14 protein-coding genes are annotated in these 20685 nt (G+C 54.1%); 5 read left to right on the top strand and 9 right to left on the bottom strand.

Going from position 1 to position 20685, the window contains the following annotated elements:
* Positions 1-6: 6 nt before the first annotated feature.
* The 9 genes from Q31a_RS18930 to Q31a_RS18890 form a co-directional block, all read right to left on the bottom strand.
* A complete protein-coding gene (locus Q31a_RS18930) occupies positions 7-1377 on the bottom strand; it encodes a sulfatase family protein (protein ID WP_231690834.1) in 1371 nt (456 codons plus the stop codon).
* A gap of 40 nt (positions 1378-1417) precedes the next feature.
* Positions 1418-2398 (bottom strand): alpha/beta hydrolase, encoded by a 981-nt coding sequence (locus Q31a_RS18925; RefSeq protein WP_145081402.1) that lies wholly within the window; start codon positions 2396-2398, stop codon positions 1418-1420.
* A 55-nt stretch (positions 2399-2453) separates the two neighbouring features.
* Complete coding sequence (locus Q31a_RS18920) at positions 2454-3923, bottom strand: glycoside hydrolase family 28 protein (RefSeq protein ID WP_145081399.1); 1470 nt, start codon at positions 3921-3923, stop codon at positions 2454-2456.
* A gap of 18 nt (positions 3924-3941) precedes the next feature.
* The gene (locus tag Q31a_RS18915; RefSeq protein WP_231690833.1) at positions 3942-4928 is read right to left on the bottom strand and encodes a putative glycoside hydrolase; all 987 of its coding nucleotides are present in this window, start codon (positions 4926-4928) and stop codon (positions 3942-3944) included.
* 287 nt (positions 4929-5215) lie between these two features.
* Positions 5216-7366: a right-handed parallel beta-helix repeat-containing protein gene (locus tag Q31a_RS18910; RefSeq protein WP_145081396.1), complete on the bottom strand. Its 2151-nt coding sequence runs from the start codon at positions 7364-7366 to the stop codon at positions 5216-5218.
* A 130-nt stretch (positions 7367-7496) separates the two neighbouring features.
* A complete protein-coding gene (locus Q31a_RS18905) occupies positions 7497-10895 on the bottom strand; it encodes a PVC-type heme-binding CxxCH protein (RefSeq protein WP_145081393.1) in 3399 nt (1132 codons plus the stop codon).
* 75 nt (positions 10896-10970) lie between these two features.
* Positions 10971-12191 carry an SGNH/GDSL hydrolase family protein gene (locus Q31a_RS18900; RefSeq protein ID WP_231691251.1) on the bottom strand — a complete coding sequence of 407 codons (1221 nt, stop codon included), beginning with the start codon at positions 12189-12191 and terminating at the stop codon, positions 10971-10973.
* Positions 12192-12276: 85 nt separating this feature from the next.
* Positions 12277-13152, bottom strand: coding sequence for a ThuA domain-containing protein (locus Q31a_RS18895; RefSeq protein ID WP_145081388.1), 876 nt, complete (start codon positions 13150-13152; stop codon positions 12277-12279).
* A gap of 263 nt (positions 13153-13415) precedes the next feature.
* The gene (locus Q31a_RS18890) at positions 13416-13757 is read right to left on the bottom strand and encodes a putative glycoside hydrolase (protein ID WP_261342725.1); all 342 of its coding nucleotides are present in this window, start codon (positions 13755-13757) and stop codon (positions 13416-13418) included.
* A 1586-nt stretch (positions 13758-15343) separates the two neighbouring features.
* Between Q31a_RS18890 and Q31a_RS18885 the strand changes: the two genes are divergently transcribed.
* The 5 genes from Q31a_RS18885 to Q31a_RS18860 all read left to right on the top strand — a co-directional run bounded on the left by Q31a_RS18885 (position 15344) and on the right by Q31a_RS18860 (position 20618).
* Positions 15344-15784 carry a sialate O-acetylesterase gene (locus tag Q31a_RS18885; RefSeq protein ID WP_197355396.1) on the top strand — a complete coding sequence of 147 codons (441 nt, stop codon included), beginning with the start codon at positions 15344-15346 and terminating at the stop codon, positions 15782-15784.
* 197 nt (positions 15785-15981) lie between these two features.
* Positions 15982-18177: a sulfatase-like hydrolase/transferase gene (locus Q31a_RS18875; RefSeq protein ID WP_145081383.1), complete on the top strand. Its 2196-nt coding sequence runs from the start codon at positions 15982-15984 to the stop codon at positions 18175-18177.
* 42 nt (positions 18178-18219) lie between these two features.
* Positions 18220-18780 (top strand): RNA-dependent RNA polymerase family protein, encoded by a 561-nt coding sequence (locus tag Q31a_RS18870; RefSeq protein ID WP_145081380.1) that lies wholly within the window; start codon positions 18220-18222, stop codon positions 18778-18780.
* Positions 18781-19509: 729 nt separating this feature from the next.
* The gene (locus tag Q31a_RS18865) at positions 19510-19947 is read left to right on the top strand and encodes a molybdate metabolism regulator (protein WP_145081377.1); all 438 of its coding nucleotides are present in this window, start codon (positions 19510-19512) and stop codon (positions 19945-19947) included.
* 140 nt (positions 19948-20087) lie between these two features.
* Positions 20088-20618: a hypothetical protein gene (locus Q31a_RS18860; RefSeq protein ID WP_145081373.1), complete on the top strand. Its 531-nt coding sequence runs from the start codon at positions 20088-20090 to the stop codon at positions 20616-20618.
* The last annotated feature ends 67 nt before the right edge of the window (positions 20619-20685 follow it).

The following is a 20685-nucleotide window of genomic DNA, read 5'->3' as shown; positions in this document are numbered from 1 at the left end:
CATCTTTCAATAGTTCACCGTTCCGCCTTGAACAGGTTTTTGCCGCTCACTCTTCCACCACTCATCAGGGCCTTCATCCTCGATTGCTTTCCAGACATCGAACAGCTCTTTCTTCATCGCTTCTGTCTTTTCCGGCATGGTGGCGGCGAGGTCGTATTCTTCCTTCCAGTCTTTTTGAATTTCGTACAATTGAAAATTCGTCAGCGTTTCATCGCCAACCAGTTTCCAGTCGCCGATACGAAGTGCGACGCGGTCACCCGGCGGTGAAACGTGCGTCCGCCAGAATAGCGGAACCTTTCTTTGAACGGGCTGACCCTCAAACGCGGGCAGCATGCTGACGCCGTCGATCGTGCGATCCTTCGGGAGCGGAATGCCGGTAATGTCCAGTACTGTGGCAAAGATATCCGTGCCGATGACCGGGACGTCGCTTACCGTTCCAGCTTTGATATGCCCCGGCCAACGCGCGATACCGGGTACGCGAATGCCACCCTCGTGATCGCTGCGTTTGCCGCCTCGCAGCCCGCCAGTGGTGCCTCCAAAGTTTGCGACGGGACCATTATCCGACGTGAAGATTAGTAATGTATTGTCGCTCACGCCCTCTTTGTCCAACGTCTGCATCAGCTGACCAAGCGCGTGATCGAGTTGCGTGATGTTGCCCATGTACTTGCTGTTCGCGTGTCCGCCGTACAACTCGCTGAACTTCGGATCCGTTGCGATCGGCGCGTGGGGCTCATGGAACCAAACGGAGATCGCAAATGGTTTCGACTTATCGCGTACATCGCTCAGCCATCGGGCCGCTTCGGCGGCAACCAATTGTGCTGAGAAACCGGTGAGCTCTCCAACCGACTTTCCATTACGGAAGAAGTTGCTGGGGTTTTTATGGCTCGGGTCGGCGTTGTTATGCGTTGCCATCCAATAGTCGTACCCATGATCGCCCGGCTGCGGATATTCCGACGTATTAAACTGCGGCCTTGAGTTGAGATGCCATTTGCCCACGTGGCAGGTCTCATAGCCGATCGTCTTCAACAGATTGGGATAAGTAATCTCGCTGCGCCGCAGGTGAGCTTCGTGAAGGCCGGAGAGGTGCCGGTAAACTCCGTTGCGATACGGAGTCCGCCCGGTCAGAATCGCTGATCGCGACGGCGAGCAAACACCGCAGGCCGAATAGCACTGCGTGAACTTCACACCCTGCGAGGCCAGCTTGTCGAGGTTGGGAGTCTTGATCAACGGATGTCCATAAGTCGCCGAATCACCCCAACCCATGTCGTCGGCTAAGAAGACCACAACATTTGGTTTGGATGCCTTTGTTTCGGCAAGCAGTGGCTTCGGTGCCAATAGGCTGACGAGCAGCAAGAGTGAGATTCGGGATTTGTACATTTGCATTGACTCGGTGAGTAATGAATCCTGGCGAACCAAGCTACCGATTGTTTTGCAGAAAGAATTGCACCGTACGCTCGACAATCTCTTCCCGCGAGGGATCGATTTCTGCGTTGACCTTACGCCAGTTGTGCCCAGAGTTCTTGATGATCATGATCTCAACCGGTGCATCAACTTCGTTCGCTTTCTGCTTCATATAGTACGCATGCTTGACCGGAATGGTCGTATCTTTGTCACCCTGAATCATTAGCAGTGGCGGGCTGTTTTTGCTGAGGTAGTTGATCGGGCTGACTTCGCGATAACGAGCCAATTTTTCTGTCGGCCCTGAATCTGAGCCGGAAATGCGGGCTGCAAACCGATCCTTGAAGTCCGCTTGATTATCGTAGTTGAACAGTTCCACCTTTTCAAAATCACACGGGCCATACCAAGAGACACCGGCAACCATTCGGTAGGGGACTTCGGCAAGCGCTGGATCTCCCCGCAATTGTTCAGGCGACGCCAGCAGGAGCATCTGCGCGATATGGCCGCCTGCAGAATCTCCCATCACACAAATCCGCATAGGATCAATCCCTAACCTGTCACTGTTGTTTGCCAAATAGCGGATGGCGTCTTTGCAATCGATGACGCAATCACGCATCGCCACATTGCTGTCTTTTTTTGCCAATCGGTAGGTCACGGGCGCTACCGCGAAACCTTCCTTAATCAACTGTTCAAAAACGATCGCAAAAGATCCACTGGCTGCCTTGTACCGATTACCTGCGGCCCATCCTCCACCGTGAGTAAAAACAATCACCGGCCACTTTTCGGCACGCTTGGCGAGCGGATAATACAGGTCCAGCTTGAGCTCTCTGCCGGAGATTTTTTTGTAGACAACTTCCAGCTTGCGTTCTCCGCCGGTCTCCAGGTATTTGGCTCCCTCGGCCGCTCGCGATACCCTGCTGCGGCGCTGTGTTTCTTGAGCTGTTATTCCGCTGGTTGACGCAACAGCAATCAGGATGGCAACGATCGTTTGGATTCTCATTCTCTTGCGTCCATTAGGAGCTGGTTCCAAGGAGTGGTTCATAAACTGCAATGGATCACCGTTCAACAAAACCTTCAACATCCTCTAGGCAGATTTGCTTCCTCTCATCCGGTCCCCGTGTTTCCAAGTTCACGTTCACGAACTCAATGTTCTTCGCATGCCGAATGTAGGCTCCCCAGGATGGCAACACGCCAAAGAAGTACTGCTCTGGATAGCGATCGGTATCCTCTGCGACCGGGCGCTGAGCATCTTCCGTTGTGCCGTGACCAGGGAACGAAATCGTCACGTTCTGCAAGCGGACGTTTTCGACGTAGTGACCGGGAATTCCCGTGATCATGATCGGACCGGCTTTCGACTTCTCTTTGTCGGTGATTCCCGGAGCATCTTCGGCTTTGATGTTTTTGTAAGCGGCCCGCGTCGCTTTCTCCCGGTCCTCGATCGTAACCTCCGCAACGATCTCACTGATGCGAATGTTCTTCAGTGTTCCGACGGGTGGTTTCTCTTTTTCATCCTTGCTGAAGGTACTTCCCCGATCGCCCAATCGGATGAAGATCGGACTCCCAACATCTTTCATAGTGATGCGTGAGATGGCAATATTCTCCAAACGCCCTCCGTCGACTGACTGTAGTTTGATCGCGCCCATCGGGCAGTCATAGAAATAGCAGTTGGTGACTTCCACATCGATAAAGCCGCCACGCGACGACGTGCCGAGTTTCAGGGCAGCCGTGTTGCTGGATACTTTGCATCGTCGCACCACAATATTCCGACATGGATTTTTCGAGCTTTTCAAACAGATCGCATCGTCCCCGGAATCTATATCGCAGTTTTCGATCAGTACATTTTCGCATCCGTCTAAATCGAGACCGTCATTATTGAAATTGTTGTTGCGAAACTGGATCTTCACCGAGTCAAAATGAATGTGCTTGCAGTCGACGAGGTGCAATCCCCAGAATGCTGGACGCTTCCAGGTGACTCCGGAAAAACTCAGTCCATCGCAATTGTCCATTCGCAGCAGACGTGGACGAAGCCCTCGGTTCTTACCACGCGATCTGTCTCTCGGGAAATTCTCTGCAGTCCCTCGGGCATCGATAATGCCCAGACCTTCTATGGCAACATTGGTTGCGCCATGGGCATAAATCAGACAGTGTGGCCCGCCCTCCCGCGGGTCATCCAGGCCTTCGGTTGTGTAGTCGTCCTTGTCGGCGCTGCCCAGCAGGCTGGCCCCATGGTCGAGCGATAGCGTGACGTTGCTCTTCAACACGATCGTGCCAAACTGAAAATGTCCGGCAGGCACGCGAACGACCCCGCCGCCTGCATCGTGACACGCATCGATGGAATCTTGGATTGCCTGCGTCTCCATCGCAACGCCATCACCGACGGCGCCGAAGCTCTTGATATTGAAAACCTTGGCGGATGTCGAAGCGTTATCATCCACGACTGCGTCTGCAGGATCACCTGCATGCGAGAAAGTGGTCACGAACAGGGCCATTGTCGTGAGCAGGCTGGCTGTGGTTCTTTGATTCATTTGTGTTTCCTTGATCGGCTATCGCCAGGTGATCTTGGCTTGTCTGGATTCAGTATTGACCCAAACGCTTGCGTGTTCGAAATCGCGGGTGAATTCCCAGCCATCGGGAGTAGTGCGATTGTAAGCGCCCTTGGGCGGGCCGAGTGGTTTTGCAAATTCGGGATAGTCAACAAGCGCACCGGATGACAACTTCCACCCCCAACTGTACATGAAATACGAGTAAGGCTGCGCGCCGATAAGATAGCAAGCCAGAGCGAACTCCGCCTTCTCCTGGGAAAGCTTCGGCATATTCGGCTTCAGGTTTCTTCGGCCCGTCCCTTCAACCCCAAGGCGAAAAACAGAGATTTTCCCCTCCTGAGCATTTCTCAGCATATGCGCCCACTCGGCCAGCAAGCTTTCCTTGCTGGACTTCACTGTCGCATAGTTTTCAAACATGACCGCGTCGCTGACAGGGTAAACATGTTTGGCGTCGGAACTGTAGGCGTTGTTGGCGAGCAAAATTTTGTCAGCCCCCAAACGCTGTTTGAGCGCGGCCATCATCTGGCCCATGGCCACTGCGATCTCCGGCCCTTTGTCTGGTCGAAGCTTGACATTGCCGTGCATCTGATCAATGAAAGTGCCGTCGCATCCGGATTCTTCGACGCCCTTAGCAACCGTCTCTACCCACCAATCACGGAACTCGGAATTTAATACGTCAAAGCAATACGCACCGTATTGATCGGCCAGCCGTCCGGTCTGCGGGTGGGGGATCAGAAACTTCTTAAGCTCGGGATGTGCGTCGATGCGTTGCTTGGTGAAATCTCGGTTGTACGAGGTGTATGGCCAGGCATAGGCGGCGTTGAAGTAAAACAACACCTTTACGCTGGATTTTATCTTTTTAAACGCTGCCGCTTCATGCTTGGCACCCAGTTCAGCGGCCCCCAGCTCTTCCATTCCATGTGACTTTTCAATGCACAGAAAACCCGTTCGCTCGGCAATGAAACGTACTTGTTCCGGACGAAGCACACGGTTCTTGTCTCCAAACATGTAATAGAGTGGTGTGGTTTCCCAGCTGAATTCAGGGTAAAAGTCTTTGGGCACAAAGCGACTTCCGTCACTGATCTGCAAAGAACGCTCGTCCTGACTCGCAGTTGTCGAGACGCCCTGCGGCTCAATCGCCAACGCCAAACTTGCTTGCAGCAGCGCAATGACAAAGGACAACCCAAGCCAGGGAACAACCATCCTGCTTGAACACGATGATAACCGTCGTTCGTTCATAGAGTTTCGTCCGATTGGTTAATAGTTGTTGTTCGTTATTTGGCGTCGGAAACTAAACCGACCTTAGTCGTGTCGAAGGGAGTGATGCCCAGTTTCAACGCGGGAGATCCGGGTTTGAATCGGAAGTCACCGTGCTCAGGATCAACGAACATCGGATCCACGGTTAGACTGCTCCCGTCGACGCCATCACGTTGGAGTTTTTCCAATGTCTTGTCGCCGAGGCTGGTGTCCGACTTGCAAAAGTAGATGTTGTTGTCGGAATCGATGTCCTTCATCCGTGCTGGGACGCGGCCTCGTCGATCCTCGCCGACGTTTCCTGTTCCCCCTCCCGGTTCGGAGATGAAGGTGCAATCTGCGAGTGGCGAATAATAGATGTTCCGCTTGTTGCTCGCGCCCTGCATCGGTCCTTCGACGATCTTCAGATAGATTCCGCGGGGTGCGATGACGTCGGCGACGATATTGTTTTCGAAGCGGTTGTTCAGCTTCAACGTCACGCCTTGCGACTTGCATTTGTAGATCAGGTTTTCTGCGATGAGTGTGTCCTTTTGTCCGCCGTCGGTCCGAATCGCGCTTTGCCCATTTATCACGGACACCAAGTGGTGGATGTAGTTTCGACGAATGACGTTGCCTGGTCCAGCACCGCGCACGTAGATCCCGTTGCCGTCACCCAGAATTTTCATCGCATGATGGATCTCGTTGCATTCGATCAGGTTGTTGCGCGTGTGTAGAAACGGGCGAACGTCGTCTGGCTCTGGGTTCTTCGGCAAGCCGGCGAGTTCATGCCAGCGGATGGTACGCTGCGATTCGCGTTTATTCCCTCGCGTGATAAAGCGGTGGATAATTCCCGAGACGATCAGCCCCGTATAGTTGGTGTGGTAAATCAAGTTGTTCGCCACGCGGTTTTCGCCGCTCTGACAAATGTAGATCCCGGGTGACTGCCAGTAGATCTCTCCGACGTGATGAATAGCGTTGTTGTAGACGAGATTGTTCTTGTTCACGTCCTTGGTGCCGGGGCCGTAGCCGCAAAGCAGAACGCCACCTCCGCCCATGTGTGCGATATGGTTTCCGGTGATCTTGTTGTTTTGCCCATGCAGATCCACGCGTATCGCGCCGCTTCCGCTATGAAGAAAATGGCACTGCTCGATGGCGCAGTTCTCGGCGCCGCGAAGTCGAACGAGCGCGTTGTCTTTGTCGAACATATCCCAGTCATGCTGTAAGCCGGCATCGTCGGCAGCCAGCGTATAACGCTCCCCATGCTGGAACGTGATACCGCGAAAGCACAGGTTGCGAACGGGAATATCTTTGGGGCCCTCTTTGTCGATCGTCCCTTCGACTCGAATGTATTCGATCAATTGAGGAGCCATCACAGTCGGCTTGCCTTCGTGCCAGGAGGATCGAGGCCAAAGATAAACCTTTCCGTCTTTGGTGTTGAGCGCCCATTCGCCTGGTTCGTCGAGTTCCTCCAGGACGTTCTCAACCCAGCAACCGATTTTGTTCATTCCATACGTCGCTGGAATAGCTGTGCGAGCAACACCTGCTTCTTCATCGACCGACACTAGTGGCAAGACATTCATCGTCCAAAGCCGCGTGGGGCGGACCAGGATTTCAACATCCTCCACATTCGGCCAGTTTTTCAATTGCCCCTTAGGAAAACGGAGTTCTGTCGCGCTGCCCTTCGGAACGAAACGCTCCGACCGTGCGCGTGGCAACCTTCCGTCAGCATCATAGAGCGTTAAGAACCGAGCCGAAGTTTTCGCGACCAGCACGTTCCCTTGCGCAGACTCCGGCAAGCCCGGGAGCCCGCCTGCCACTGGTTCCCAGCCTTGGATTGCCCGTCCGGAGCTGAACATGGGTGTTTCGCCCGGGTAAGCTGCGTAGGTAATGGTCGATGTGCCGACTCCTGAATCTCCCAGGCCGAAGACAATGGTGTTGGTTAGTTGATAGGTTCCCTCACGGATCAGGACAACGAGATCCGTCGTATTCTGCTTCTTCAATTCCCGCACCGCGTCACGCGCCCGCTCGAGTGTCGCGAAGGGCCCGTCGCTTTTCTGTGCATTTGGTGCAGCCAGCATACCGGACCAACTATCGGAACCGTCCACGGAAACATAGAAATCCGCTTCCGTTTCCGCAGCGCTGCCTATGCTTGCGATTAACAGAATCAGCGAGCAGACCCATGTTCTTATCATTATTTCTTCGTTTCGTTGGTCCCAAATACTGCCGAGCAAAACCACGCAGATTGAGAGTTGAGATTTCATCGAATCGAAGTCCTGGGGACATATTGACCGCTCAGACGACTGTTCTACCAGGCAAGCTCCGTTACGGGCCGCCTTCTAGTTTAAATCTAACGACGTCGTCTGCGGGTTTTAATTCGACACGCAAACCAGTATCGCGTTTGCTTCTATGAATTGCAAATTTCAGCGTGTGGCGGCCTCGTTCCAACTTGATCGCGGCCCCGAGGTCGGTGACGGGGACGGCGTCAATCCATAGATCCAGTGCATTGAGTTGGTTGATTTCAAGTTTCATCATACCCGGCACTAATATGTTGACGAAGCCGCGTGCGAATACACGGTCCGCCAGTGGCAGGTCTTCGATGGGCAACTCACCATTAACCTTGCTGTAGGCGGGTTGCCAGCTTGAGTGCTCAGCTGGGAGCGCACCAATTGCGGGTGCTTCGACGACACGCCACTTACGAACGACGGGCGTCTCATCGTTTGCGTAAGGGCCCGGTTTTCCGAGTAGCGATACGAACTTTGCGAGGTCTAGAAACTCGCCACGACTTTGCAGTTGGTCTGCTAAGCCCGCGGGCATCAAGGACTTGGCTGGGACCTCCGCTTCAATTTCTGCGACGGCCAACCGCACTTCCTTTTCGGGATTGGCAGAATCACGCACGACGACTTCCGTTTCATTTCGAAAAACGACGATGCCCGTCTGAACGGTACTACTTTCAAGCAGGAACGTCTTTGTCTCGTAGTGCTCTGCGATTGCAGCGTTGGGCTTCAGAATTGACTGCACCATGTACTTCGTCGTGGCTGCACCGCCCACGGCGACCAGATTCGGACCGATCTCGGGGCCAGCGGACCCAACCGCGTGGCACCGCGTGCAAGCAACATCCCAGCGACGGTAAATCATCTCACCGCGGGCGGGATCGCCCAGCCTTTCCACGTCAGCCGTGAGCGCGTCGATGTTCTCTGCGAGCAGTTCAGCACTGAGAGCACTCGATGCATTCGACCGGAAGCGCTTTGCCAAGGAGTCAGGAAGCAAGCCGGTGTGGCGATGGAATTGGCTGACACTGGCAACCACCGCTGGATGTACCTTGTTATTCTGCAATGCATCGCTCAGGTGCTGGGCCCCGTCTTTTTGATTTAAGAAAGATCTGACGAGAGTGATTGGATCAGATTCGCTGGGGTCTTCGGCAAGAATTCGAGCGGCAAGCTCTGCTCCAGCTTCAAGATCAGCATGAACCAATCCAATGACAGCCGCGTAGCGAGTCGTTAGATCACCGCTTGTTGCAAGGTCTTTTAACTGAGATGCGTAGCGTTTTCCATTCGTCTGGGACAGAGCAATTGCCAAAGCTGCGCTGACTGCAGCACTGTGGTTACCGCTCCGCATGGCTGCGAGTTCTTCATCACCGGCAACCCCCCAAGCACCAAGATTGTTGGCTGCGAGCACGGCGATCGTGTCATCTTCGTTGCTGAGCAGTCGCCGTAGACCACGCGCGCTACGTTTGATTGAGCCAGGCCAACGCGATGCCGCCATCCGCTCGAGCGTCTCGAGCAAAGCGATCTTGGCCTCGGACGATTTGACTCCCCGCTCCCTGGCAAAAGCACGAAGGACCATCGTCACTTCGGGTGCTGTACCTGACTTTAACAAGAGCGACTGAAGCTCCGCGATTTCCTTGCTGACCGGGGACGTTTGCTGCAGGAAATTAGCGAGCCGGTCTTCCAAACCAATCCCCATACCACGCTGGGCAAACTCGCGGTGAGACTGTTTTGCGAACTGCAGAGCACCACTTTCCATGGCCGGTTGCCAGTAGGGTTTGAGCGCCTTGGTCGTTTGCGTTAGAGCTTGATCCACCATCGGATCAGCAGGACTGTCCAGCGCGTTCAAGGCCGCCACGAACGCTTCGGCCCGTGGGATGAAACCGGCCGAAAGCACTGCTTCCATCCGAGTCCGCGGGAAGGAATCGGCTGACGCTTTGGCAATCCACTGAATCGGCTCCGTCAGTTCCTCGTGCCAATAGCGGATCAAACGCGCTCCCGCTGAACGAGCGTGGCCATCTTCAGCCGCCATCACTCGGTTGAGGATTTTTTCACTTACGCGGCCAGCGTTCTGGCAGGCCCACATGGCTTCGACCAGATGATGGTCATGATCAGGATCATCGTCGCTGAGCGTTTCCACCCATGCTTCGAGCGTGCGCAGGACCTGCGCGGGATCTCTTTCACTGAGTTCCTTGCGTGCCTGGTGACGATTCCAATCTTGAGGGCTGGAGAGCTCGTTGACCAACGACTGAATCGAAGCACCATCAAGCTGCGGTTTTTGAACTAGGGGACGTTCTTTATGCGTGATTCGCCAAATGCGCCCGTGGTCATGATCACGCCGCGGGTCGCGGAAGTCATGTTGGGCGTGATTGATGATTGAGTTGTACCAGTCGGCCACGTACACAGCTCCATCAGGTCCGATCTTCACGTCGACTGGGCGGAAGTTCGGATGCACGGAACTGATCAACGGCGGGAGCACACTAGCATTAAAACCGGCACCGTCTTCGACGAACTCGTAGCGCACAACCGTGCGACTCTTGAACCGACAAGTCAGCAACTGACCACGGATGTCATCGCCGACGTGGGTGCCCGTGGCAAGGTCGCCTCCACACTGCTTCTCCGTACTGATCAGAGGCTGAATCCGAACGGATTCTCCACTGTTACCCGTGGCGGGAGAAAGATACATGATCCTAGGATTGTTGACCATGAAGGACTGTCCCCAGCGATCAAAGACGTGCCCCCAAGGATTTCCGCCAGTGCCCCGGCAGAACATCCGCAATTCCTGACTGCGAGGATTGAACTGGAAGACGCCACCGTTGAAGTTGCGGACGACGCCGTGCTGCGTTTCCACTTGGGCGTGCAGAAAGATCCCTTCCTGAAAGTAGAGCCACCCGCCGGGGCCACGACGCCAAGCGCTGATGGAATGATGACTGTCTTCAATTCCGAAACCCGTCAACGCCAGTTCTTTGACGTCCGCAACATCGTCGCCATCGGTGTCTTTCAAAAAGAACACATCGGGCGACTGGGCCACATAGCAGCCACCGTTGGCAAATTCGAGTCCGGTGGGCAGATAGAGACCGTCAGCAAACACAGTGGATTTATCCGCCGCACCATCACCGTTGGTATCTTCCAAAATGATGATCTTATCATTGGCGACTTCGCCCGGCTTAAGTTGGGGATACGCCCAGGAGCACGCGACCCACAGCCTGCCTTTAGAATCCCAGTGCATGTGCACGGGATTCGCCAGCATCGGATCCGACGCAAACAGATTGACCTGATAGCCAGAAAGCAATTCAAAGTTCTCAAGCTCCGACGCAGGATCATGATTGTTCATCAGATCAATGTCAGCATCTTGCAAGTTCTTGATTCCAGAAGAATCCTGCGCTGACGCTGCTCCGGCAAGGAAGGCAGCCATTGCCAATTCAAGAATCAGAAAGCGAAAGACTCGTGGTTTCATAATTTTCTACTCTAATAAATATCCGCGTATCAAGCAGCATTGGTCGGCCGCGAAAAGGTTATCGCGAAGGGAGGTTTATTTCTCGATACGCGAGATCCGCCACCGTCGTGCCTTAAGTTCGATTGCCCTGTGCAGCGTTGAATCTCGCTGGTTGGCGAGTTCACTAGATTCGATCACTTCACGCGGAAGCTCCTTGCCACTTGGCGACGTTCTGCGCTCGCCGACGATGTGAACTTGGTTGAGCGCTTTCCAGCTATACGTAAACTGAAGATTCTTATCATTGATCGCAGCGCGGAGTTTCTCGGCCGCGTGATGGGCCGGCGAAGAATCAATCGGTACTCCCGCAGCCCAGACTTCTGCTGTTGCTGAAGCGACGCGTTGATCGTCGACTGCGAGCTGATACATTCCCGGCTTGAGCCTTTCGACGCGAAGCGTATCGCGATTAAACTGCATTTGTGGCGGCAAGGGCTGGTCTGTTGGAGGCGGTAGACTGGGCGTAGATGTTTCGGTGACCATGAAGATAACAGCGGTGTCCGACGTTTCCACTTCGGAAATCTTAACGCCGCGAGCCGATGCGGTCGCCGCTTCGGCATCGATAGCCAGCCGCCATGGTTCATGGCCATGCATTTGGTTGCTTACGGTGAGCTGATCGAAGAACGACTTGCCCATCGCCCAGTAGCCATAACGATTGAGATGAATGCCATTGGTAGTTAAGTTTGGCCCAGTGGGGTCGTTCATCAAGTAAAGTGACGGCGTGTACAAATCGACAAAGGGCACGTGGGCATCGGAGGCCACTTCGCCCATCGCTCGCGTATAAGCCGCCAACTCGCGATTTCGCTTTTCTTTCGCTGGAGTGATGTCACCAAGATCCTCGTAAGCGATCGGCGAGACCAAAACCAGTCGCACTTCCGATTTTCCGTTGTACTTCTTTCCCGCATGCGAGGCGATGAAGGCCTGCAAGTCGCTCTTGAAGGCGGCGATTCGTTCTTCACCAGCAAACGATTCGCCCAGACCGAAACAGGCGATGATGACGTCAGTCCGATGCGCAGTCAGCGTTTCTTCTTCCGATGGAAAATTAGTGGGCCGATCGCGAGCGGTCAGCATGTCTCCGCCCCAACCCAAATTGCGAATCGAAACTGGCTTGTCAGCTGTGTACTGCAAAAGCAACGTTTCCAAATAGCCGTGAATCCGCAACTGATCCGCAAACGTATTGCCCACAATCGCGATTCTATCTCCAGGTTGCACTGGTGCCCCCGCAAGAACCGCGGTTGTAGTAATCCAGAAAATAAGAAACATCACGGGTAATTTGTTTTTCATCGATATTCGCATATACGTTTTTCCAGTGGCTCAAATGGAAACCCGGTGTCAATCAGTTGTTTGACTATTTATCAACTCGTCCGATCTTCCACGTCGTGATTCTGTCATCAGCGGAAGGTAGTGGATGATCGACGGCCCAACACGTTCCGTTGACCAGCATCCGTACAAACGACTCCTCAGCAAAGTCACCGGGATGTCCGAAGGTTGTCCCGAACACCTTCCCGCCCCATTCGTTTTCCCAAGCCCAAGCAACGATATCAGACTCGGACTCGTTGACCATGATTGGGCCAAACGATTTCTCCAGCAATCGTGGTTTGCCTTCGCCGGTCCCGATCACCAGTGGAACAACACCGCCTTCGAGCCGGGTTAGATAGAGCGTTCCCAGCGACTCCCAGTTCGTCTTGGTAACATTTGTCATCACTGGGTGCTTGCGATGTTTCGCCACGACACTGATTTTGGTTTCGCTCGTTTGATGTACAATGTACGGCGTTCCCAATGCACGGCGACCGAAGCCATCGTTCCATGCGGCGCGAGGGTGATCCTTGGGAAATCGAATCGCGTGATTGGCCGTGCGAAGTCCGATGACGGGTCTTCCTGATGTGAGGTAGTCTTCAATCGGCTGCCACTCTTTGTCCGGCAAGTTGAGAAATCGCATAAAGAAGATCGCAACATCCGCATCGGCGAGTGCTTCGATTCCTGGCAAGACGTTCTCGGTTTTCTTCTCCGGATTGCCCTCGCCCATGATGACGGTTGTCCGAAATCCAAAACGCTCGAGTTCCTCCGCAAAGACCGGCATCGTCAACTCAGGCGAATAGTGCAATGTGCCGACGACAATAACCGCATGCGGCTTGTTCTGATCATCTGCCCTCGCGATACCGCCCAGCGGTAGCAGTAGACTCAGTGCCAGCAGTACGGTAATTGTTCGTTCCCAAGCATGCATTGGTATTCCCTGTCGATAGTTGTTCGGACGCTGCCCCGTCGGGGACTCACATTGTCAGGGTCCTAGTCTAGTGGATATGCGTCGTCGAAACGATCGTTTCGCGAAAAGTTCCGTGCCATGCCCAAACCGCCGTCCGCCGGTCGATTACTTTGGTGTTGCTGGTGTCGTTGAGGCGTCGACCGGGTCTTACGCAGCATATGTATCTCACAGCAAACCACCGAGAAGAAGCAAGATCGCGATCCGCATCACTGGCACTTGTCTGTTCATCGGTGTTTCCACTGGATGTTGGCGGTTCGGTTCTTGATGTCCAATTCCACCGAAGGGTATTCAAACGCTCGATAATAGCGAAAACCGTTCTTCATTGCCGGGCCGAACGGCGGTCCCGGCGGGCGATCGTATTTGGGAAACCAACGCATCCAGCGATCGTTTTCGTTGGCTGAGTAACCTTCATGAATACGGAAGTTGCTATGCTTTTCGGCGCAGATGAGAAAGATCGCCAAAGGATAGATCAGCCCAGCCCTGCACTGCGCATCGGATTGAACGTGGCTGTGACCTTCGTGGATGCCCAGGGAGTTTGTGTTCTCAGCATTGTTCTCAGCAGAGATTCCGGCAGTATTTTCAGCAGTGGCGAGTCCGGTTGCAAAAAGCGATGATCTTGCTCTGGCTATTTTCCTGCCAACATTTTCCTGCCAACAACATTCTCTGCTGCACCCGACTCGCCCCCAACCAAACTCAACAGCGCGAAGTAGTACTAAGCAAGCTCACCGCTGCGAAGCATTTAGTCGGTCGTTCGCGACCTTCCTCAGCCACCAGGCAGCTTGAACCATTGCTTCAGGTTGGAGCTTAATTTGCAGACAACCGTGAACGGTTACAACCTAAGGCGCGAGACGAAACTCTGGCCTCACTTCCAGCCCCCTCCTTTCGCTTCTTTCGTGTATTTCGCGGTTGTTAATCGGCTGTCCTGTTGGCCAGTCGGTCACACTGCGCCTGACCAACACTCCCACAAGCAAGCTCAAGCAAATCAAAACTTGCACAGACCAATATCACTCGCCCCCCCTGAACCTTCCCCAGTCTCAGGAAAGATAACCGCGAAAGACGCCAAATATGCGAAAAGAAAAAGTAACCGTTCACGACCTTCCTTATCGACTTACAATTTCAACCATAGCTTCGGGTTGGAGTGTAGGTCGCTGACAACGGCGAACGGTTTCGAAGCATCCAGGCGGACGTTTTGACAGGAAGATGGGGGCAGGAAGATGAATTGCTCTGGCGATATCCCTGCCAACATTTTCCTGCCAACAACATTCTCTGCTGCACCCGACTCGCCCCCAACCAAACTCAACAGCGCGGAGTAGTACTAAGCAAGCTCACCGCTGCGAAGCATTTAGTCGATCGTTCGCGACCTTCCTCAGCCACCAGGCAGCTTGAACCATTGCTTCAGGTTGGAGCTTAATTTGCAGACAACCGTGAACGGTTACAACCTAAGGCGCGAGACCAAACTCTGGCCTCACTTCCAGCCCCCTCCTTTCGCTTCTTTCGTGTCTTTCGCGGTTGTTAATCGGCTGTCCTGCTGGCCAGCCGGTCACACTGCGCCTGACCAACACTCCCACAAGCAAGCTCAAGCAAATCAAAACTTGCGCAGACAAATGTCATTCGCCCCCCCCCCTGAACTTCCCTAGTCCCAGGATAGATAACCGCGAAAGAAGCCAAATATGCGAAAAGAAAAAGTAACTGTTCACGACCTTCCTTATCGACTTACAATTTCAACCATAGCTTCAGGTTGGAGTGTAGGTCGCTGACAACGGCGGACGGTTTCGAAGCATCCAGGCGGACGTTTTGACAGGAAGATGGGGGCAGGAAGATGAATTGCTCTGGCGATATCCCTGCCAACAACATTCTCTGCTGCACCCGACTTGCCCCCAACCAAACTCAACAGCGCGGAGTAGTACTAAGCAAGCTCACCGCTGCGAAGCATTTAGTCGGTCGTTCGCGACCTTCCTCATCCACCAGACAGCTTGAACCATTGCTTCAGGTTTGAGCTTAAGTTGCAGACAACCGTGAACGGCTACATCAGATCTATGTCTCGCCCAGCAGCACGCTTCATTTCGATGAGCCATTGAATTGGTGCAACCATGTCGATTGGCCCTGATGCTTACGATAGAATAGACTAGGTGACCGGCCGCCTGAATCTACTGTGAAAGGCGCAAAGCTTGAGCGGATCAACTGGTACGCCGGCAAGCAGTACGATGACTGCTTCAATGCGGCCCACGAGGTACTGAACAATTTCGACAAAGAGTTTCCTCAATGGAAAGGCCGCGGCTACGAAATCGCCGGTTTCGGGTGGTGGCAAGGCCACAAAGAAGGCGGCGAGCCGTACGCGAGCCGGTATGAGCAGAACCTCGTCCACCTCATCAAGACGCTGCGGAAAAAGTTTGAGGCGCAAAAGGCTCCGTTTGTCATTGCCACGATCGGCTTCGACGGATGGAAATTGTCAGGGCAGCACAAGATCGTCGCCGAGGCCCAGCTCGCCGTCAGCGGCGACAAGGGCAAGTATCTGTTGAGAACGGAGAACAAGAACGCCGCCAGCGCCGATGGTTCGATGTCGAAGGAGCAGCAGCGAGATTACCTGCGATAGTACGAGGCGGAGCTGGTGAACCCGGAAGAAGTTGCCCTCCGTGCCCGTGGTGCATCCAATGCCGGTTATCATTACCTCGGGTGCGCCAAAACCTTCGCACTCATGGGGGGCATTGGCGAAGGCCATCCTCGAAGTCAGGGAAGAACAAGCGAAGCGGTAGCCGGGCTCAAAATCAATGACAATGAATCGACCATACCATGATATTCAAATTTGACCGCCCTATTTATCGGCTCCTCGCAGCGTTCGTAATCTGCGTTATCGTACAGACCGCGGCGCTGGCTGAGGAGACTTCACTGATTCGTGTGGCCTGCCTGGGTGACAGCATCACGGCAGGAGCGCGGGTCGATGCAAAGGCCGAATCCTACCCGGCTCGCTTGCAGGAACTCCTGGGCTACAACTTTGAAGTCCGCAACTTCGGCATCGGTGGGGCGACACTGATCAAGACTGGTCGGCCGAAAATTTGGACCAATCTGGATGCCGTCAAAAAGTTTGAGCCACACATCGCGATCATTTCCCTGGGGACGAACGATACGGTTGGTGGTAGCCGGAATAACTGGGAGCAAATCGAACGCTTCGACAACGATTACTCGGAGTTGATCAAGACGCTGGCCGAGTTGCCGTCGAAGTCACGAATCGTACTTTGCACGCCAACTGCGATGGTTCTCACCACACCGGGACTGTCCGAGAAACGCGTGGCTGATCTGTCAGAACGGAAACCTCGCCTGCAAGAACTGTGCAATCGCGTTCGCAAGCTGGCCACGAAGCACGCTGATCAAGACGTTTCACTGCTGGAACTCAACGCAGTTCTTCGGGACCGCCCGGAACTGCTCAGTGAGGGTGACGGTGTGCATCCCAACGCCGAAGGTTACCTGGCAATCGCAAAGGCTGTCGCAGGTCACATTCGACCGCAAAACAAACAGCCGAACATCGTGCTGTTTCTCGTAGATGATATGGGCTGGCAAGACACCTCGGTGCCGTTCCATACGGAAGTCACTGACTTCAACCGGCGCTACCGCACGCCGCACATGGAGCAACTTGCCAAGGCTGGCATGAAGTTCACACAGGCGTATGCGTGCAGTGTCTGTTCACCGACGCGTATCAGCCTAATGACGGGACTCAATGCTGCTCGGCATCGTGTCACGAACTGGACACTTAGAAAAAACGCCAGCAACGATCGAGGACATGCGAAACTCGATTTCCCACAATGGAATGTTAATGGCCTCAGTCCCCAGCCGGGAATCGAACGTACTGTCCCTGCAAAAGCTCTCCCAGCGTTCTTGCAGGAAGTCGGTTACCGGACGATCCATGTCGGGAAGGCACACTTCGGAGCGATTGGGACGCCCGCAAGCGATCCACGTAACGTCGGCTTCAATGTCAACATCGCTGGCCACGCGGCGGGTGGACCCGGCAGCTTCCTTGGAAAGCAAAACTTTAGCGCGGCATGGAGGAACGCAGATCGCGTTTGGGACGTGCCCAACTTGGAGAGTTACCACGGCAAGGACATTTTCCTGACGGAGGCTCTCACGATTGAGGCCAACAAGGCAGTTGACGAGGCCGTCGCGGACGGTAAACCGTTCTTCCTCTACATGTCCCATTACGCCGTGCATGTCCCATTTGCCGCCGATTCCCGGTTCTACCAAAAGTATCGTGATGCTGGCCTCGATGATGCGGAAGCTATGTACGCCGCCATGGTTGAAGGGATGGATAAGTCGCTGGGCGACATCCTGGCCAACGTCGAACGGCATGGTCTGGCCGACGAGACGATCGTGTTGTTCATGTCCGACAACGGCGGGTTGAGTGCACACGGTCGCGGCGGAAAACCTCACACGCACAACAAACCACTTTCCAGTGGCAAAGGCTCAGCGCACGAAGGTGGCGTCCGTGTGCCGATGATCGTTGCCTGGCCTGGCGTCACCTCAGCCGGTTCCGTTTGCCAGCAGCCCGTGATCATTGAGGACTTCTTCACCACGGTACTGGAAATGGCCGGTATCCAGCACGCTGAGCAGGTTGGTGACGCAGTCGACGGCCGCAGCTTCGTAAACCTACTGCGAGGCGAACAGGACGAGTCTCGCGAGGACCGTCCACTGATCTGGCACTTTCCAAACAACTGGGGGCCCAAGGGACCCGGCATCGGCCCCTCCAGCGCCATCCGGCTGGGCGCCTGGAAGCTGATCTACTACCACGAATCGCAACAATACGAGTTGTTCAACTTGGCCGAGGACTTGGGAGAACGCAACAACCTGGCGGAAAAGCAAACGGATGTGCGAGAGCGACTTGCCACAGAACTCGGTAAATACATGGCCTCTGTGGAAGCTCAAATGCCGATTGTGAAAGATTCAGGGCAGGCTGTCCCGTACCCAGGCTCGACTGTGCCGGCAGGCAATGACCACTGACCTCGCAATAGTTTAAAGGATAGGCTCAGAGGCGAAGCTTAGTTGATTCGATATGCGGACGATAGCGTGTTCGCGTTTGAACGCGCCGACGATGCGAAATGCTTTCAAGAAATGTTGGTCAAGCGTTTGGCCAAGTACTCGTTAGAAGTTGCACAGGAGAAGACGAGACTGATTCGTTTCGGCCGCTTTGCTCACTGCGACTGCCAGCAGTTGGGTGAAGGGGCTCCGAGCACTTTCGACTTCCTGGTTTTGACAGACTACTGCGGCAGAAGTCGCTCAGGCAAGTTCAAGCTGAAAAGGAAAACTGCTACGAAGAAGTTCGGACAGAAGGTCGCTTCGCTGAAAGAATGGTTCCGTGAGAACCTGACGACTCCGATGGCCCCAGTCTGGCCGACGCTCAATGCGAAACTCAGTGGTCACTATCAGTACTATAATGTCAATGATCACTGGCGTTGGTTGCTGAAGTACCGTGAAGTCGCACGTCGTCTTGGCCTTCGCCGGATGCGTCGCTGGAGCCACAAGGGCTCTGTGCTCAGTTGGCCGAAGTACCGCCTGTTCTTGGATCGCAACCCGTTGCACTTCCTGGCCGGATCACGGACTTGATTGCATTGAGCCGCAGTGTGTGAGAAGCTGGTGTCAGGTGTTAGCTGGGAGCCGGATGCTTTAACGGGGCTAGTCAGGTTCTGAGAGGGGGCGCATGTACAACTGAGTATGGCCGTAATTTAGTGACACCACAAAGAGGAAACTCGTGGCAACCGATGAACACAAACCTTGACCTAAACTTGAGAGATTCCAAAGTACTCGCCGTGCGCACTGGAAATGAGTTGAGGACAAGTGGGGGGAACTACCACCTGGGGAAGCGCTAGCTCAGAACCCCAGTATCGAGTGTTGCAGGTTGTCCGGTAGCAGGCAGTTTGAACGTACACAGACAGGAAGCGAGGATGAGAGGTACCAAGTAGCTGCCCTGCCCTGATCGGTATTGAGCTCCGAAATTTGGTTACTGTCGGCTCCTGCCCAAGGTGTGTGCATACTGGAAGGCAATTGCAAGTGTCGCGTCGCGGGAGCGCCGAGGATCTTTTCTTCAAGCTGGGTAGATCAACGGCAAGATCCTGTTGTCTATCCGCCTCTCGATGCGTCTCCATTCTGCTCAACAAACTGCTTGCCAAGCCATCTCTGACTAGGCTAAACTGACTTTCCTCAGACGCCAGCTCAATATGATTCGCATAGCACCTGTCGAGCGAAGCGTCTCAGCTCAACGGACAATCTATCCCTCCGTGCTCGCTGTGCTCCCAATTGGGATAGATTGCTATTCGTTATCCGACTGAAGAAATCATGGCCGAACACGACCCGTTTAATGAACCAGAGACCGCACATCCGCGTGCTCGCGAACTGATGGCCGAACCACTGTTTTGGGATTGCGTTGACGAGTCCACTCCGTTCGGGAGCGACGAAGGTAGCGATGCCTACTACGAATGGCGTTGCTGGCGAGACGAAAACCCCAGTGCCTCACTAACGGATTGCTTCGACTGGATTTTGAACGGCCAACTCTCCGATTATTCACTCGCCTACGAATCGGAAAATTGGGATAGCTTTACGCTTGATGCCACAATCATCGCAACTGGACTCGGCCAACTCATGGACGAGGGAACGATCGACGTCAACGCAAAACCTTTACTCGAAATTGCTATCCAACGACAACGCTTTCCTGGTGCGGGGCAGTTTGACTCACTTGCACTGGACGCGATTGAACGTGTCGTTCGGGTTGCTTGATCAAGACGGCGGATAACCATACCGTGAACCGGATCGGCGGTGGTTGGTTTTTTGATTTCTTGCAAGTCTGTCACCGCCGCCCGGTTACGGTGGTCGTTCTGTTTCTTGAGTCCTTCCTCAAAGTTCGGAGTTGATCATTTATGACGCGATACCTGACAGCCCTGTTTCTTCTGCAATCGATCGCAAGTATCGGCTTAAGCGAGGAGCACCCGGAAAAACTTCTGGGATTTCTCACTGCAAATACACGCGTTGGGCTGGTTTCACACAATGAAACTAATATCTGCGATTTAACGATACTCACTAGCGATCAGTTTGAATTGGAACACGATGTCGCGACGCTTACCCAGAAGGAACTGTTCGAAAAACATCCTGATGTCGCTGCCAAGGCGAACGCCTCGCTGAAGGGATTTGCAGATCAACTTAGAACAAAGAAATCAGAGTTGCCGTCGGGCACGCGGTACGGAGATCCGAAAATTGAGGTTGGTACGACTATAGGTTCACTACACAAAATTGTGTACCTTGGTAATGACTACATCCTGCTGGAAACGGTCGGGGATCAGCCACGCCGCTTCGTTTTGAATACAGCGTTCATACATAAGATCCAGTGGTATCACGGACCAAATTTTGTTACATCGGTCAGGCATTTGCGCGGAACCGAAACAGAACCGTGAAATGCATGCAAGTCGCCGAAAGGGTGCTTTACCAATTGGAAATCATGCGCGGCGACTGCTTGATTTC

The sequence above is a fragment of the Aureliella helgolandensis genome, from assembly GCF_007752135.1.
GTDB classification, from domain to species: Bacteria; Planctomycetota; Planctomycetia; order Pirellulales; family Pirellulaceae; genus Aureliella; species Aureliella helgolandensis.
This window is presented reverse-complemented; position numbering and strand designations above follow the sequence as displayed.